16 protein-coding genes are annotated in these 16,011 nt (G+C 72.2%); 8 read left to right on the forward strand and 8 right to left on the reverse strand.

The genetic code is table 11. The features are described from left to right. Nucleotides 1–11 precede the first annotated feature (11 nt). Nucleotides 12–1,100, reverse strand: a complete 1,089-nt coding sequence (locus LWP59_RS24305; RefSeq protein WP_144643568.1) for an acyl-CoA dehydrogenase family protein — start codon at nt 1,098–1,100, stop codon at nt 12–14. After that, a complete protein-coding gene (locus LWP59_RS24310) occupies nt 1,100–1,864 on the reverse strand; it encodes a crotonase/enoyl-CoA hydratase family protein (protein WP_144643569.1) in 765 nt (254 codons plus the stop codon). The genes LWP59_RS24305 and LWP59_RS24310 overlap by 1 nt, the downstream gene beginning before the upstream one ends. Nucleotides 1,865–1,998: 134 nt before the next feature. On the opposite strand from LWP59_RS24310, the gene LWP59_RS24315 reads away from it, so the two are divergent. The 3 genes from LWP59_RS24315 to LWP59_RS24325 all read left to right on the forward strand — a co-directional run bounded on the left by LWP59_RS24315 (nt 1,999) and on the right by LWP59_RS24325 (nt 6,065). Further along, entirely contained in the window at nt 1,999–2,439 is a 441-nt protein-coding gene (locus tag LWP59_RS24315; RefSeq protein WP_144643570.1) for a nuclear transport factor 2 family protein, read from the forward strand. 156 nt (nt 2,440–2,595) lie between these two features. Continuing rightward, nucleotides 2,596–3,486, forward strand: coding sequence for a DUF2889 domain-containing protein (locus LWP59_RS24320; RefSeq protein ID WP_222425695.1), 891 nt, complete (start codon nt 2,596–2,598; stop codon nt 3,484–3,486). Nucleotides 3,487–3,635: 149 nt separating this feature from the next. Continuing rightward, nucleotides 3,636–6,065: a CaiB/BaiF CoA-transferase family protein gene (locus LWP59_RS24325; protein ID WP_144643571.1), complete on the forward strand. Its 2,430-nt coding sequence runs from the start codon at nt 3,636–3,638 to the stop codon at nt 6,063–6,065. 144 nt (nt 6,066–6,209) lie between these two features. Here the strand turns inward: LWP59_RS24325 and LWP59_RS24330 are convergent, their stop codons facing one another. The 6 genes from LWP59_RS24330 to LWP59_RS24355 all read right to left on the reverse strand — a co-directional run bounded on the left by LWP59_RS24330 (nt 6,210) and on the right by LWP59_RS24355 (nt 11,527). Continuing rightward, on the reverse strand, nt 6,210–7,451 hold the full coding sequence (locus tag LWP59_RS24330; RefSeq protein ID WP_144643572.1) for an FAS1-like dehydratase domain-containing protein: 1,242 nt from the start codon (nt 7,449–7,451) through the stop codon (nt 6,210–6,212). After that, nucleotides 7,448–8,941 carry a class I adenylate-forming enzyme family protein gene (locus LWP59_RS24335; protein WP_144643573.1) on the reverse strand — a complete coding sequence of 498 codons (1,494 nt, stop codon included), beginning with the start codon at nt 8,939–8,941 and terminating at the stop codon, nt 7,448–7,450. The genes LWP59_RS24330 and LWP59_RS24335 overlap by 4 nt, the downstream gene beginning before the upstream one ends. Nucleotides 8,942–9,063: 122 nt before the next feature. Further along, nucleotides 9,064–9,879 carry an enoyl-CoA hydratase/isomerase family protein gene (locus LWP59_RS24340; RefSeq protein ID WP_144643574.1) on the reverse strand — a complete coding sequence of 272 codons (816 nt, stop codon included), beginning with the start codon at nt 9,877–9,879 and terminating at the stop codon, nt 9,064–9,066. Between the two features lie 5 nt (nt 9,880–9,884). Beyond that, complete coding sequence (locus LWP59_RS24345) at nt 9,885–10,310, reverse strand: enoyl-CoA hydratase-related protein (RefSeq protein ID WP_267903838.1); 426 nt, start codon at nt 10,308–10,310, stop codon at nt 9,885–9,887. Between the two features lie 6 nt (nt 10,311–10,316). After that, nucleotides 10,317–10,514, reverse strand: coding sequence for an enoyl-CoA hydratase-related protein (locus LWP59_RS24350; protein ID WP_222425698.1), 198 nt, complete (start codon nt 10,512–10,514; stop codon nt 10,317–10,319). Next, nucleotides 10,511–11,527 carry an LLM class F420-dependent oxidoreductase gene (locus LWP59_RS24355; RefSeq protein WP_144643575.1) on the reverse strand — a complete coding sequence of 339 codons (1,017 nt, stop codon included), beginning with the start codon at nt 11,525–11,527 and terminating at the stop codon, nt 10,511–10,513. The genes LWP59_RS24350 and LWP59_RS24355 overlap by 4 nt, the downstream gene beginning before the upstream one ends. Nucleotides 11,528–11,672: 145 nt before the next feature. Between LWP59_RS24355 and LWP59_RS24360 the strand changes: the two genes are divergently transcribed. The 5 genes from LWP59_RS24360 to LWP59_RS40450 all read left to right on the forward strand — a co-directional run bounded on the left by LWP59_RS24360 (nt 11,673) and on the right by LWP59_RS40450 (nt 15,989). Next, entirely contained in the window at nt 11,673–12,452 is a 780-nt protein-coding gene (locus LWP59_RS24360; protein WP_186383513.1) for an enoyl-CoA hydratase/isomerase family protein, read from the forward strand. A gap of 176 nt (nt 12,453–12,628) precedes the next feature. Beyond that, the gene (locus tag LWP59_RS40445; protein WP_144643576.1) at nt 12,629–13,420 is read left to right on the forward strand and encodes a FadR/GntR family transcriptional regulator; all 792 of its coding nucleotides are present in this window, start codon (nt 12,629–12,631) and stop codon (nt 13,418–13,420) included. A gap of 175 nt (nt 13,421–13,595) precedes the next feature. Further along, nucleotides 13,596–14,357 carry a 3-hydroxyacyl-CoA dehydrogenase gene (locus LWP59_RS24375; protein WP_144643577.1) on the forward strand — a complete coding sequence of 254 codons (762 nt, stop codon included), beginning with the start codon at nt 13,596–13,598 and terminating at the stop codon, nt 14,355–14,357. Further along, nucleotides 14,354–15,169, forward strand: a complete 816-nt coding sequence (locus tag LWP59_RS24380) for an enoyl-CoA hydratase/isomerase family protein (protein ID WP_222425699.1) — start codon at nt 14,354–14,356, stop codon at nt 15,167–15,169. Before LWP59_RS24375 ends, LWP59_RS24380 begins: the two co-directional genes overlap by 4 nt. Nucleotides 15,170–15,224: 55 nt before the next feature. Beyond that, nucleotides 15,225–15,989: a FadR/GntR family transcriptional regulator gene (locus LWP59_RS40450; protein WP_222425700.1), complete on the forward strand. Its 765-nt coding sequence runs from the start codon at nt 15,225–15,227 to the stop codon at nt 15,987–15,989. Nucleotides 15,990–16,011 lie beyond the last annotated feature (22 nt).

Here is a 16,011-nt window from a genome sequence, read left to right on the forward strand (position 1 = left end):
CGTTGGTCTCCTCAGATCCCGACCAGGTCGGCCAGCCGTGCGCGGTGCCAGGCGGGAGCACCGAACAGCAGCTCACTCGCCTTGGCCCGCTTGAGGTACAGCTGCGCGTCGTGCTCCCAGGTGTAGCCGATACCGCCGTGGATCTGGATGTTCTCCTTGGCGATGTGCGTGTAGGCCTCCGCGCAGTAGGACCCGGCGACCGCGGCCGCCACCGCCAGCTCGTCCGTCCCGGCGACCGCGGCGGCGTGGTAGACCGCCGAGCGGGCGGCCTCCAGCTCCAGCAGCATGTTCGCGCACTTGTGCTTGATGGCCTGGAACGAGCCGATGGGCCGGTTGAACTGCACCCGGATCTTGGCGTACTCGACGGCGGCGTCCAGGCACGCCTGCGCCCCGCCGACCTGCTCGGCCGCGAGCGCCACCACGGCCAGGTCGAGGGCCCGCCGCAGACCATCCATTGTGGACACGATGCGGACCGCCGGGACGTCGTCGAGCTCCACCCGCGCCAGCCGGCGGGTCGGGTCCAGCGCGGTCAGCCGGATGCGCGTGCCGCCCTCGACCGCGAACAGGCCGAGGCCGTCGTCGGCGCGGGCGATCACGAGCACCAGCCCGGCCGAGTCGCCGTCGACGACGAACATCTTGGCGCCACTGACACGCCAGGCGTCCGAGTCCGCCACCGCGGTCGTCCGGACGTCGTCGAGGTTCCAGGAACCGCCGTCTTCGCCGACCGCCAGTGTCGCGGTCAGCGAGCCGTCCGCGATCCGGGGCAGCCAGCGGGCCTTGGCATCCTCGTCCTCGCTCGCCAGCAGCGCCTGGGTGGCGAGCGCGACGGTCGCGAAGTACGGTCCCGGCAACAGGGTCCGGCCCATCTCCTCCAGGACGATGCCGAGCTCGACGGCGCTGCCGCCCGCGCCGCCGTAGGACTCGGGGATCGCCAGCCCCGGCAGGCCCAGCTGATCCGCCAGCTGCCGCCACACGGCACGGTCGTAGCCCTCGTCGGAGTCCATCCAGCGGCGCACGGCCGCACTCGGCGCCTTGTCCGCCAGGAATGCGCGCACGGACGCCCGCAGGTCGTCCTGCTCGGCGGTGAACGCGGTCGTCATCAGCGGCCCTTCCAGACGGGCGCCCGCTTCTCGGCGAACGCCGTGGCGCCTTCCCTGGCGTCCTCGGAGGTGAACACCGGGCGCATGATCTCGGCCTGGCGGTCCCAGCCCTCGGCCAGCGTCCAGTCCCCGCTGCCGCGGGCGATCTGTTTCGTGGCCGCGACCGCGAGCGGCCCGTTGGCCGCGATCGTGGCGGCCAGCTCGAGTGCGCCCTCCAGCGCGCCGCCTTCGTCGGTGAGGCGGTTCACCAGGCCCACCTGCGCGGCCCGCTCGGCCCCGAACGGCTCGCCGGTGAGCAGCAGCTCGAGCGCGATCGCCAGCGGCAGCCTGCGGGACAGCAGCAACGCGGCACCGGCACCGGCGACCAGTGCGCGTTTCACCTCCGGCACGCCGAACCGCGCGGTCCGGGCCGCGACCACCAGATCGCAGGCCAGCAACAGCTCGAACCCACCCGCGAGGGCCCAGCCCTCGACCGCGCCGACCAGCGGCTTGCGCGGCGGTGTCTGGGTGATGCCGCACAGCCCGCGTCCCTCGATCGCCGGGCTCTCGCCACGCAGGAAGCCCTTCAGGTCCATCCCCGCGGAGAACGAGCCACCCGCCCCGATCAGCACCCCGGCCCACAGCTCGTCCGAGGAGTCGAGCTCGTCGACCGCCTCGGCCACTCCGTTGGCGACCGCCGCGTTGAGCGCGTTCTTCACCTCCGGGCGGTTGATCGTGATCACCTGCACGGCGCCGCGGCGCTCCACCAGGACCTCGTCCGACACTTCTTCCTCCTCGTCACAGGCCGAGATCGCGGCCGACGACTCCCGTCGTGAATCTCTTTATCATGCCTACCACCGGACTTCCCACTCCCAAGATCCTATTCCGTGTACTCTTTATCACGGAGGTGCACCGGACCATGGAGATGTGGGAACTGAGCGCGCGCGAGCAGATCCGGGACAGCATCGCCGCGTACACCCATGCGGGCGATCGCGGCCGGCTGGCCGACCTCGCCGCCGTGTTCACCGAAGACGGCGTCCTCCACGTGAAGGGGCGCGAACCGGCCGAAGGCCGCGAGGCGATCGTGCGGATGCTTTCCGGCGCCGTCGCGCGCGGCGCGCGACCGGACGCCGACGGACGCACGAAACTCGTCCGGCACTTCATCGCCAACGTGGCCTTCGAGGAGGTCTCCCCGGCGGAGATCCGCACGGCCGCGTACTTCCTCGTGGTCACCGCCGAGGGCCCCGATCACTGGGGCCGCTACCGCGACCGGCACGTGCCGGTCGACGGACGGTGGCGGATAGTCCACCGCTACGTCCGGGTCGATGCCAGCTCACCCACCTCCACGTTCCCCGGCTGAGGCCGGCACCTCTTCCATCCTGACCGGACAGGAAGAACAGTATCCTCAACCTCCACCGGGTGCCAGCGGTGTTTGACAACGCACCCCCCGTGCCATCTACTGAGAATGTCATTTTCACCACCGGTGGGAGGCCTGCCGGGGAGGAGGAGGTGGGCGTTGGGGAACCAGGTCTTCCTCGGCCCGCTGCCTCCACGGCACGGCGTCCACGAACCCACCGGCGGCAGCCCGCCACGAGCGCCCGGAAGCGTTCGCCGCACGGTCACCACGGACATGCTCCGCCCCGACGGCATCCGAGGGCGCCTCGAGCTGGTCGGCCGCGGGCGCGACCTGCGGACCGGCCCCGACGGCAGTCCCGTCGAACTCGGGCGCGCGTCCTTCGAAGCGGTCGTGGACTTCACGGGCGGCTGGCAGCTACTGGAGCTCTCCACCGACCCAGGACACCCCTCGCTCCAGCGGCTCGCCGGCACGAGCGTGGGCGCCGGCTTCCGGGCCCGGGTGCTCGACGCCGAACCCGGGCTGGGCAGCCTGCTGCACCAGCTGCTCGACGACGTACCCGTGACGACGCTGGTGTCCGGTCACGCCTACGCCGCGGCGGTGGCCGCCGAGCCTAGGCAGCGGCTCGGCCTGGCCGGGCGCCCCACGTTCGGGCGCGACATGTGCGCCGGGTTCGCCGACGGGGGCACGATCATGGCCGATGTCGACGCCCTCGGCCGGGCACCCGTCGTCACCGGCCCCGCCGCACCATCGCTGCTCAACGCCGACCCGCACGCCTGGCACGGCGTCCCGCCGCTGCCGCCGCACGCGATGCGCCGGTCCCGGCGGATCGACGTCCGGCCCGGTCCCGTGTCCACTGTGGACGTCCTGTACCGCGACTCCTACGTGCGGCCCGACGGCCTGGAGACGGTGATCCACGAGTACACCGTGGCGATGGAGATCGAAAACGGCGCCAGGGAGACCTTCACCGGCACCTCGACCTGCACCCACCTCAACGACACCCTGCGCGCGCTGGAGGACGTGCCGATACTCCTGGAGTCGGCACGCGGCTGAGCGAGCGGCACCCACCGCCACGGGTACCGAACCTCCAACAAGAATATAGATTCTTGACCTTCACCCCTCCACTTCCGGCAAAGAGGCGACTATTTTATGTGACGGCGGCCCCGCCGTTTGCCGGGAAGTTCCTCACCGTGGAGGTACCGATGAGCTCGACCTCACCCGCTCCGCCGCTCGCAGGCCTGCTCGTCGTCGACGTCTCCACGACGCTTCCCGGAGCTCAGGCCACCCAGTTCCTCGCCGACGCCGGGGCGGACGTGGTGCAGGTCGAGCCCCCGGGCGGCAGTCCGCTGCGCCGCAACGCCGGCTGGCCCGTGTTCGCCAGGGGCAAGCGGAGCATCGAGCTCGACCTCCACGAGGCCGCGGACCAGGAGGTCCTCGACGGCCTGCTCGCCCGCGCCGACGTCCTCGTCGCGGCCGGGCGGCCGCAGGCGCTGCGGCGGCGGGGCCTGACCGCGGAGCGCCTGTCCGCGCTCAACCCGCGCCTGGTCAGCGCGACGATCACCGGCTGGGGCAGCTCCGGGCCGTGGGCGGACCTCAAGGGCTACGAAGGCATGGTGCTGGCCAAGCTCGGCATGTTCCACAACAAGCGGCTGATGGTCTCCCGGCCGGGCCCGGCGTTCATCTCGGTGCCCTTCGCGTCCTGGGGTGCGGCGCACACCGCCCTGCAGGGCGTGCTCTCGGCGCTGCTGGAGCGGGAGACCAGCGGCCGTGGCCAGCACATCGAGGCCGACCTGGTGCGGGGGGTGGCCATGATGGACACCTGGCAGTGGAACGCCGAGCTGATCGCGCTGCGCTGGCCGGGGGCCTACGAGACCGTCGACGCCTACACGCCCGAAGGCGAACCGCGGGGCCACATGCTGTTCCCGCTGCTGGTGGCGCCGACGAAGGACGGCACCTGGCTGCAGTTCGCCCAGGTCGAGCCGAGGCTGTTCGTGGGCATGCTCGAGGAGTTCGGCCTGGGCTGGATGCTCACCGACCCGCAGTGGAAGGGCATCCCCCGCTTCGACGACCAGGCCCGCAAGAGCAAGCTGTGGGAGATCATGCTCGCGAAGGTCGGCGAGCGGACGCTCGCCGAGTGGCAGGAGGCCTTCGCGCGCAACCCGAACCTCAGCGCCGAGGCGTTCCGCGCGGGGCCGGAGATCCTGGACCATCCGCAGCTGGCCCACGACGGCCGGGTCGTGGTGGTCGACGATCCGGACCTGGGGCCCGTCCGCCAGCCCTCGACCCTTGTGCACGCCGGGGAACGACCGCTCTCCCAGCCGCGGCCCGCACCGCGGCTCGGCGCCGACGCGGAGGCGGTCCGCGCACTGGCGGCGCGGCCGTCCGAGCCGGCCGCACCAGTACCCGCGCCCGCGGGTGCGCTGCCCCTGGCCGGGGTCACCATCCTCGAGCTCGGCCTGATGTTCGCGGCGCCGTTCGGGTCCACGATGCTCGCCGATCTCGGCGCCCGGGTCATCAAGATCGAGTCCCTGCAGGGCGACACCATCCGCAACGTGCTGCCCTTCCCCGAGTCGGGTGGCGCCCGCGTCATGCAGGGCAAGGAGAGCATCTGCGTCGATCTGTCCACCGAGGACGGACGCCGGATCGTGCACGAACTCGCCCGGCGTGCCGACGTGGTGCTGCAGAGCTTCCGGGCCGGGGCGGCGGCCCGTGCCGGCGTCGACGCGGCGACCCTGTGCGAGCTCAACCCGGACCTGGTCTACGTGAACGCGCCCGGTTACGGCTCCGGCGGGCCCTACGGCGCGAAACCGGCCTACGCGCCGTCGATCGGCGCCGCCACCGGCATCGCGCTGACCGAGGTGCCCGGCGCGGCTTCGGCCACCGGGACGATGGACCAGATCAAGGAGGGCTCGCGCCTGCTCAACCAGGCCTGTGCCGTGCCGAGCCTGCAGGCCGACGGGATCGCCGCACTGGGGGTCGCCTCGACGATGCTGCTGGGGTTGCTGGCGAGGGCGCGCGGGCGGGCGCTCGACGAGCTGACCGCCACCATGATCGGGACCGTCGGGCACGCGCTGGCCGAGCGCGCGACCGACTACTTCGGCCGCCCCGACGGCCCGGTTCCCGATGCCGGCGCCACCGGCTTTTCCGCGCTGTACCGGATGTACCCGGCAAGCGAGGGCTGGGTCTTCCTCGCCGCGCCGGCGCCCGGCGAGTGGGCGCCGCTGGCGGAGGCGCTCCGCCTCGACGACCCACGGTTCGGCGCCGCCGAAGGCCGGCGCGAGCACGACGGCGCGCTCGCCGAGACGCTCGCCCGGATCTTCGCCACCCGTCCCGCCGGCGAGTGGGAGCAGGAGCTGACCGCGGCCGACATCGGGTGTGTGCAGGTGCACGAGGGGTCCGCCGAACTGCAGTTGCAGGCGGACGAAGCGCTCGCGGCCGAGTACGCGGCTTCCGCGGTGAGCCCGATCTTCGAGGAATCCCTGCGCATGGGCACCCCGGTCCGGTTCTCCCGCTCGCGCACCCGGGCACCGGGCGGCTGCCTCGCCGGCGACCACACCGACGCGCTGCTCGCCGAGCTGGGTTACGACGAGACGGCGATCGCGGACCTGCGGGACCGCAAGGTGATCGGCTGACCCTTCCGGTGGTCGCACGAGAAGTGCCGCCCCCGGCGCGGGGGGCACTTCTCGCACACCGGTGGTTACCTGAACACGTCGGCGACGTCGATCGGGCTGTTCCGCCACCCGCCCCGCCGCGTAAACCGCTTCTGGGAACTGCCCTTACTCGCCGATGCTGAACCGGGCGAGCTCGTGCTCGACCATGCCGTCCAGGGTCGGCGCGGGGGGCTCGGGCAGGCTGACCGGCGACTGCCTGGTCGGCAGCAGCACCACGGCGGTACCCGGCGTGCTGGTCTCGCCCCGCTGGTTCTCGCACCACACCCGCAGGTGCACCTCGTTGCGCCCGTCGGTCTGCTTCTTCTCCACGACCTCGCCGCGCACCCACGTGACGTCGCCGATGTAGTTGAACTTGCGGTGCTCGCAGCGCAGGCGCCACAGCCAGGCGTCGTCGCCCATCCAGTCGGTCACCAGGTGGGTCAGCCAGGTCTCGCGCATCGCGCCGTAGTCGTAGGAGTTGGGCAGGCCCAGCTCCTGTGCCCGGGCCGGCTCCCAGTGCAGCCGCTGCACGGTGTCGGGCACGTTGAGCCCGTTGCGCGGATACAGCCCGGGCGCCTTGCGCCGCACCTTCGCCGCGATGCCGAACGCGCCGGGCGGGGTGAGCTGCATGCCCCAGCCCAGGTGCCAGACCACGACATCGGTCGTCGTCAGCGGCCCCTTGACCCGCGGCTGCAACTCGTCGCCGACCCGGACGTCCTCGAAGTAGCGTGGCTCGGGGCCGCGCCGGGTCTCGGCCGCGTAGGCGGCGTCGATCTCGGCGATCTGCTCGTCGGTGTACGGAGCCGGCTCGAGCTTCTCCTTGGCCCGCTTCTTGGACGTGTGGCGTTCGGCGTTGATCCACGTGCCACGGCGCACGGCGTGCATCTCGCCCTCGCCGTTGGTGTAGAGGTAGTCGTGGGTGATGTGCGCGGTGCGGCCGCCGAACCGGCTTTCCTTGGGCTGCACGCCCACCTGCGCCTGCAGCACCCGGCAGCGGTCGCCGAGCCGCAGCGGCCGCCACCACTCGAACTCCATCACGGCCTGGTACGACCCCAGCCCCGCGAACGGATCGCCCTTGAGCAGCGCCTTGGTCTCGGGATCCGGCTTGGGGGCCGCGTCCTCGCCCATGGTGTACAGGAAGTTCGGCGGCGCGAGCAGCGATCCCCAGCGGGTCCGGGCGGCGTACTCCGGGTCGCAGTAGAGCGGGTTGTCGTCGCCGTAGCCGTAGGCGAAGTGGCGCGTCCCGTCGGCGGTGACCTCGTAGTTGTGCGGCGGGTTGTACTGCGGGTTCGGCACCCCGAGGCGACGGCGGGAGCGCTCGATCGCCTCGTCGGTCAGCACTCCGAAGCGCTCTTCTGTTCTGGTCACTGCGATACCTCCTCGTCGAGGGCCTGTGCGGCGCGCACGAGCTCGAGCAGCTCCACACGGCTCACTTTCGTCGACGGCGTGCGCGGCAGTGCCGCCACGACGACCACGTGCTTGGGGACCTCATAGGGCAGAAGCTGCTTGCGGCACAACGCCATCAGCTCGTCGGCCGACGGTCGCGCGGATCCGGGCTCGACCTCGACGGCGGCCACCGGGATGGCGCCGAGGCGGGTGTCCGGGAGTCCGGCCACAGCGGCCTCGCGCACCGCGGGATGGGCTTCCAGCGCGCGTTTCACGGTTTCCGGCTGGATCTTGAAGCCGCCCCGGACGATCGTGTCGTCGGCCCTGCCGACGATCCAGACGAACTCGTCGCCGTCGATGCGCGCGAGGTCGCTGGTCCGCACCCACTCCCGGCCGCCCTGCGCGGTCTGCGCGGCACGCACCTCGAGCAGCCCGGTCTCCCCGGCCGGCAGCTCCGCCCCGTCCGCGCCGGTGACGCGCAGCTGCACACCGGGGAACGCGCGGCCGGCGCTGCCTGCCTTGTGCTCCCACCACTGCTCGTGCAGCGGCAGTGTCCAGCCGGCGACCGCGCCGGCGAACTCCGTCGCCCCGTAGGTCATCAGCACCCGGATGCCGTAGCGGCGGAAGAACTCCTGCGCCAGCTCCGCCGGGCACGCGGTGGTGCCCGAGGTCACGACCTGCAGGCTGGCGAGCCTGGCCGGCGCGACGTCCGCGTCGAGCACGCTGCGCAGCGCGGCGGGCACCAGCCCGGCCGCGCGCAGCTGGTGCCGCTCCACGGCGCTCACCCACGGGTCCAGCTCGAACCTGGGCATCAGCACCAGGCGACGGCCGGCGTAGAGGCAGGCGAGCACGCCCCACAGGCCACCGATGTGCACCAGCGGCGTCGCCACGAGCGAGGCCGAGGCGGACAGCAGCCTGCCCTCCTTCGGGGACTGGCCGCTGGAACCGAGGGACTCGTCGAGCTGGCGGACGGACAGTCGCACGCGCTTGGGCGGGCCGGTGGTGCCGGAGGTCAGCATCTCGACCGCGATGCCAGGGCTGACCTGGTGCTCCGCACGCGGCACGCCGCCCAGGGCCCGCACGGAGCCGTCTGGGCCGAGCCGCACTGCGAGGCCCGCCACGTCCCGCATCCGTTCCCGGGCGAGGATCTCCGGCCCGGCGATCAGCACCGGAAGCGCGCTGCGCTCGATGTCCGCGATCATCCGCGCCGCCGGTTGCAGCGGGCTCACGGTGACCACGGTCCGGCCCGTCGCGAGTACCGCCAGTAGCGCGGCGACGTGCTCGGGCCGGTTCTCGACGACGATGCCGATCCGGGTGTCCGCGCCCAGCCCGGCGGCCTCCAGTTCGCGGACGAGTGCCGCCGCGGTCTCGCGCAGCCGTCCCCAGGACCACCACGCCGCGTCGTGCTCGACTGCCTTGGCTTCCGCAGGGGCCTCGCGCAGCAGGAGCGCGAGCCGTTCCCGGATCCCCACGCCGATCTCCGTTCGTTCCGCCGCGCCGACACGGCAAATAAGAGTATACTCAACAACCCGGTCTCCGGACGAGCCTCGACCGCTGGTTTCTATAGATTAATTAGTTGCACAATTCACGGTCGCTACCGGCCCTCGTACCGGGGCGTGGCACCTTCCCGGTAGGCCCGCATGGCCTCGGTCTGGTCGTCGGTGAGCAGGGTCAGCACCTGCTGCCGGTTCTCGAGCTCGACAGCCGCGTCGAACGAGGGCATCTCCAGCGCCAGCCACATGCCCTGCTTGGTCAACGCCAGCGACAACGGCGGCGCGGCCAGGAGGTCGTCGATCGCCGTCGTGACACGCCGTTCCAGCTCCTGCGGCGCGACGGCGTCGGCGAGCAGGCCGATCCGCAGCGCCTCGTCGGCGTCGAAGCGGCGGGCGGTCAGCATCAGCTCGTGCGCACGGCCGGCGCCGACCAGCCGCGGCAGCAGCCAGGACGTCCCGATGTCGCAGCCGGAGAACCCGACCTTCAGGAACGACACCGCGAACACCGCCGACGTCGACGCGAGCCGCAGGTCCGCGGCCAGCACGAGCGCGAGGCCACCGCCGGCGGCGGGGCCGTTGACCGCGGCGATCACCGGCTGCGGGAGCCGGCGGATCCGCTGCACCAGCGCGGCGATGTGCCGCTGGGTCGTCAGCCCCTGGTGCACCGGCCCGGTGCCGGGCGAGCCCGCCGACGCGGGGGCGTCGCCGTAGCCGGCGAGATCGAGGCCCGCGCAGAAACCGCGGCCGGCGCCGGTGAGCACCACGACGCGGCACGACGGGTCGTCGCCTGCCTCGGCGAGCGCCTGGTGCAGCTGCCCGACCATGTCCGCGGTCATCGCGTTGAGCCGCTCGGGGCGGCGCAGCTCGATGCGCACGACCTCCGGCCTCGGCCTGCTCACGCCTACCTCGTCCGCCATCCCGGTCAACCCTTCAGCTGGTTCCTGTTCCGCGCCGTGACCGCGGCCCGGCGTTCGTCGAGGCCCGTGAAATCCGGGCGATGCGCGCCGGCGAGCTCCTGCTCCACGGTCAGCGCGGCGCCGAAGATCGCTTCCGCACCCCGGGTGCAGACCTCCTTGAGCGCCACCATGTCGCGCGGGGACACCTCGGCCGCGGCGCTCGCCAGTGCGAGCGCGTGCGCCCGGAGTCGTTCGTGTGGCACCACTTCGGTCACGAGGCCGATCCGGGCCGCGAGTGCGGCGTCCACGACCTCGCCGGTCATCGACATCCGCCGCGCCCACGCCGGGCCGACCAGCCGCGCGGTCAGCCCGCCGCCCGGCAGCACGCCCACCCGCACGTGCGTGTCGGCGAACACCGCCTTCTCCGATGCCACCAGGAAATCGCAGCCCAGCGCGAGCTAGAGCCCGCCGGTGAAGGCGGCACCGCCGACGGCGCCGACGACCGGCTTGCGGACCCGGGCGACCTGGTTGATGCAGTCCTCGTCGTCGTAGCGCCGGAAGTACCGTTCGCCTTCGCGGGCCGCCTGTTTCAGGTCCACGCCCGCGCAGAAGGCCGGGTCCGCGCCCACGTCCTCGACGAGCAGCACGTCGCTCATCCCGCCGCCCGCACGGCGACAGCCAGCTCGGTGCTCAGCGACGGGTCGATGTCGTAGGGCGTGTAGAGCGAGATCCGCGTGAGCACGTCGCCGTAGGCCTCGTGCAGGCGGGTGGCGACCTCGTCCGGGCGGCCGACGATCGCGACGGCGTGCAGCAGCTCGTCGTCGATCAGCCTGCCCATCTCGGCCCACTCCCCGGCCCGCGAGAGCGTGTGCAGCCGGTCGCCGAGCTCGCCCCTGCCGTGCAGCTCGAGCACCGGGCGGTAGGCCGGCGTGGAACCGTAGAAGGCGATCTGCCGCCGAGCACCGTCGCTCGCCCTGGCCAGCTCCTCGTCGGTCCGGCCGACGACCAGCATGGTGGAACCGGTGATCTCGAAGCCCTCGGCCGTGCGGCCCGCCTTCTCCCGACCGCGCAGCAACGCCGGCAGGGTGACTTCGCGCAGGTACCGCTCCGTGGTGAACCCGTGGCAGAGGAAGCCGTCGGCGACCTCGCCCGCGATCTCGGTCATCGCGACGCCGACCCCGGCGAGCAGCACCCGCGGCGGCCCGAAGGAATGCCGGCCGGGCACGAACATCGGGGTCATCAGCGTGTGCGTGTAGAACTCGCCGCGGAACTCCAGCGGGGTGCCCTGCGCCCAGCAGTCCCAGATCGCCCGCAACGCGAGCACGTACTCCCGCATCCGCCGGGCCGGCTGCGACCACGGCATGCCGAACCGCCGGGTGATGTGCGCCTTGACCTGGGTGCCCAGCCCGAGCATCACCCTGCCGCCGGAGAGCTCCTGCAGGTCGTTGCCCAGTACGGCGACCGACATCGGGTTCCGCGCGAAAGCCAGCGCGATCGCGGTACCGAGCTCGATCCGGTCGGTCGCGGTGGCCGCCAGGGCCAGCGACACGAACGGGTCGTGCTTGATCTCGCTGGTCCACGCCCCGTCGTAACCGTCGCGTTCGGCCTGGCGCACCGCTTCGCGGCAGTCCACCTGGCCGTGGATCGGGATGGTCAGGTCGACCTTCACCGCAGCACCACCTTCCGCCTCTCCACTGCCGGAAAGATTTGCCTATGAATCTATACTCTTGCTCCGGTGAAGACAACGCCGGGCACGTCCGCTGTACAGCGCGGATCAGGATGAAATACATTGGCCGGCACGAGAAGGGATCATCGTGGACCTGGAAACCCTGGAGTTCTCCCTCGGCGAGCACGTCGCGACCGTGACGCTCAACCGGCCGGACAAGCTCAACGCGTTCAACCAGACCATGTGCGACGAGTTCAGCCGGGTCTGGGAGCGCGTCCGGGACGACGACGGGATCCACGTCGTCGTGCTGCGCGCCGCCGGCGACCGGGCGTTCTGCACCGGCGTCGACGTGACGGAGGGCCTTGCCCGTGCCGGTCACTCGAACGTGTGGACCCGGGAGGATCCCGGGGCCCAGCTCTCCCCCAAGCAGAACCAGGTCTGGAAGCCGGTGGTCTGCGCGGTGCACGGGATGGCCGCGGGCGGCGCGTTCTACTGGATCAACGAGTCCGATCTCGTCATCTGCGCCGAGGACGCCCAGTTCTTCGACCCCCATGTCACCTACGGCATGACCTCGGCGCTGGAACCGATCGGGCTCGCCCGGCGGGTGCCGCTCGGCGAGGCGCTGCGGATCGCGCTGCTCGGTCTCGACGAGCGGATGTCCGCGCAGCGGGCCCTGCAGATCGGGCTGGTGAGCGAGGTCGTGGCGCGGGACACGCTGTGGCAGCGGGCCGACGAGCTGGCGCGGATCATCGCGGCGAAGCCGCCGGCCGCGATCCAGGGCACGGTGCGGGCGATCTGGGAGTCGCTGGACTCGACGCGCACCCAGGCCCTGCGGACCGGCCTGATGTACACCCAGCTCGGCAACCCGATCGGCACCGCGCAGGTCGACCGCGCCGCCGTCCAGCGCCCCGAGCCCACGATCCGCTGACCCGGCAGGGCGGCGGGTGCTTCACCGGCTTGCCGGTGGGTGTCCGCGGCTCGGTCGCGCCCACCGCGATCGCGCCACCCGGACCACCCGCACCGCTCGTCACCACACCCGCCGCGAGAGCACCGGCATCGGCCCTCCGTGTTCCCATTCGGCGCTGAAGAATATAGATTCTATCTATGGATGGCGACGAGTCCCGGGAAGGCGGCGTGGGCACCGGAACGCCGGCCGTCCGGCGGCCGAAGGCCGCCGAGCTCATCGCCACCCGGATCCGGCACATGATCGCCTCGGGCGAGCTCGCCGCGGGCGACTGGCTGCCCACCGAGCCCCAGCTGATGACGAGGTTCGAGGTCTCCAGGCCCACCCTGCGCGAGGCCTTCCGGCTCCTGGAGGGGGATTCGCTCATCCGCGTGCGGCGCGGCCCGCCGGGTGGCGCTCAGGTGCAGGTGCCGGGACCGGAGGCGGCGGCACCCGTGTTCGGCCTCCTGCTCACCCTGTCGGGCACCACGCTGCGCGACGTGTACGAAGCCCGGCTCGTCCTGGAGCCCCCCGCCGCGCGACGGCTGGCCGAACACGGGACCGAACGCGATCACCTCGCGTTGCACGAGGAGCTGGGGCTGGCCGCGGCCGCGTCGACCGGGCGCGAGGCGTTCGGGCTCGGCACCGTGCGGTTCCACCGCCGGGTGGTCGAGCTGTCCGGGAACCGCACGCTGGCGGCGGTCGTGGCCATGCTCGGCGAGGTCATGGCCCGGCACGTCGCCCACGCCTACCGCGAGTCGCGATCTCCCCAGGACAAGATGACCGAGCGGCACCACCGCGTGCTGCAGACCTATGCGCGCCTCGTCGCGCTGGTCACCGAGCGGCGGGGCGACGAGGCGGAACTGCTGTGGCTGCGGCACATGCGCGCCGCCGAGCCGTACATGCTCGGCGGCGCGGCCGGGCAGACCCAGGTCGTCGACCTGCTGCACTGATTCGATGGTTGAATAATCCATATTCGTAAGATCCGTGGAAGATGGCCGACCTCGTGGCCGGGTGCGTTCGCCGGACGATCGCGGCCGGGCGCACCCAAGGAAGACAACGGCAGGACCAGCACCCAGGTCGTCGGTCTCCGGTACTGATCGGCGACGATCCCCTCGAGGAGGACATGTGGACGTAGCAGCAGGAGTGGCACTGGTGACCGGCGGCGCTTCCGGGCTGGGACTGGCGACGGCCCGCGCGCTGCACGGCGCCGGCGCGAAGGTGGTCGTGCTCGACCTCCCGTCGTCCGACGGTGAGGCCGTGGCGAAGGAACTGGGCGAGGGTGCCGTGTTCGCGGCCGCGGACGTCACCAGCGAGTCCGGGGTGGCCGGTGCACTGGACGCTGCGGGGGAACTGGGATCGTTGCGCACCGTGGTCAACTGTGCCGGCATCGGCAACGCGATCAAGACGATCGGCAAGAAGGGCGCCTTCCCGCTGGCGGACTTCACCAAGGTCCTCAACGTCAACCTCGTCGGCACCTTCAACGTGATCCGGCTCGCCGCGGAGCGCATCGCGCGGACCGAGCCGGTCGGCGAGGAACGCGGTGTCGTGGTCAACACCGCCTCGGTCGCCGCCTTCGACGGGCAGATCGGCCAGGCCGCGTACTCGGCGTCCAAGGGCGGCATCGTCGGCATGACGCTGCCGATCGCCCGCGACCTGGCGAACCTGAAGATCCGCGTCGTCACCATCGCGCCCGGGCTGTTCCACACCCCGTTGTTCGCGACGCTTCCCGAGGAGGCCGTCAGCTCCCTCGGCGCGCAGGTCCCGCACCCCTCGCGGCTGGGAGACCCGGCGGAGTACGCCGCACTCGCCAAGCACATCGTCGAGAACCCGATGCTCAACGGCGAGACCATCCGGCTCGACGGCGCGATCCGGATGGCCCCCCGGTGACCGCCTTCGACACGCTGCTCGAAGAGCACGGCGAGCACGTCGAGCTGCGGGGCCGGGTGCTGCGCTGCCCGGTCGCGACCAGCGCCGCCGGGAACTCGATGGACGGCCCGCGCACGGCGAGCGCGACGGCCCTGCTGCAGGCGATCGCCGACGGCGGGACCAGCGCGGTGGGCGCGGTGGTGCTGTTCGGTGCGGGCACCAGCTTCTGCACCGGCGGCAACGTGAAGGGCTTCGGCGCCGCGGACGACCCCGGCCCCTACGTCAGCGGGGTGGCCCGGACCTTCCACGACTTCATCCTCGCCGTCACCCGCGTGCCGGTGCCGGTGGTGGCCGCCGTGCACGGGTGGGCCGCGGGCGCCGGGATGAGCATCGCGCTCGCCTGCGACCTGGTGGTCGGCGGCCCGGCCACGAAGTTCCGGCCCGCCTACCCCGCCATCGGGTTCACCCCCGACGGCGGCATGTCGTGGCTGCTGCCCAAGATCGTCGGCCCCATCCGGGCGCGGGACATGCTGCTCACCGACGCCGTCGTGGGCGGCGAGGAGGCCGAGCGACTCGGGCTGCTCAGCCGGCTGGTACCCGACGACCGCGTGCAGGCCGAGGCGCAGCTCGTCGCGGAGCAGCTCGCACAGGGCCCGACCGGGGCGTTGGGCCGGATCAAACGGCTCGCGTGGGAGTCCGCCGACCGGGGGCTCGCCGAGCACCTCCCGCACGAGGCGCGATCGATCGGCGAGTCGGCGGCGAGCCCGGGCGGCCGCGAAGGAGTACGCGCGTTCGCCGAGCGAAGGCCCGCGGACTTCTCCACCACCTGGTGAACACGCTGCGCTACCCTCGGACGGATCATCCCCACCGGAATGGAGAGGACCTGGCGTGACCCGAGCTGCCTCGGACCGCAACTTCGTGCGGCCCAAGAAGATGGCCGACATGGTCGCCGACCGGATCCGGCGGATGATCGCGCGCGGCGAGATCGGCGACGGCCAGTGGCTGCCCACCGAGCCGGAGCTGATGGAGGAGTTCGGCGTCTCCCGGCCCACCCTGCGGGAGGCCTTCCGCCTGCTCGAAGCGGACTCGCTCGTCACGATCCGGCGCGGGCCGCCGGGCGGCGCGCGGGTGACCATTCCCGGGGCGGAGGCGGCGGCGGCCCAGTTCGGCCTGCTGCTCACGCTGTCCGGTACGACGATCCGCGACGTGTACGAAGCGCGCATGGTGGTCGAGCCGGCCGCCGCACGGGAGCTGGCGCAACGCGGTACCGCGGCGAGCAGGAAGGCGCTGGCCGAGGAGCTGGCCGAAGCCCGCGCCGCGGTCGAGACCGCGGCGTTCGGCCAGCGCTCGGTCCGGTTCCACCGGCGCGTCGTCGAGCTGGCGGGCAACCAGACCCTGGCGACGGTCATCGGGATGCTGTCGGAGATCGTCAGCAGGCACCTCGCCCGTGCCTACGACGAGACCCCCGACACCTCCGCGGAGACCATCGCCCGCAACCGCAAGGCGCTGCGTGCCTACGAGAAGCTGGTCGAGCTCGTGGAGTCCCGCAACGGCGAGGAAGCCGAGAAGTTCTGGCTCAAGCACATGCGCGCCGCCCGCCCGCACCTGTTCCGCGGCGGTGACGAGACCCAGGTCGTGGACCTTCTTTACTGATCCGCGCCGGCGCGGCACACGG

Origin of the sequence: Amycolatopsis acidiphila, assembly GCF_021391495.1 — a bacterium.
GTDB classification, from domain to species: Bacteria; Actinomycetota; Actinomycetes; order Mycobacteriales; family Pseudonocardiaceae; genus Amycolatopsis_E; species Amycolatopsis_E acidiphila.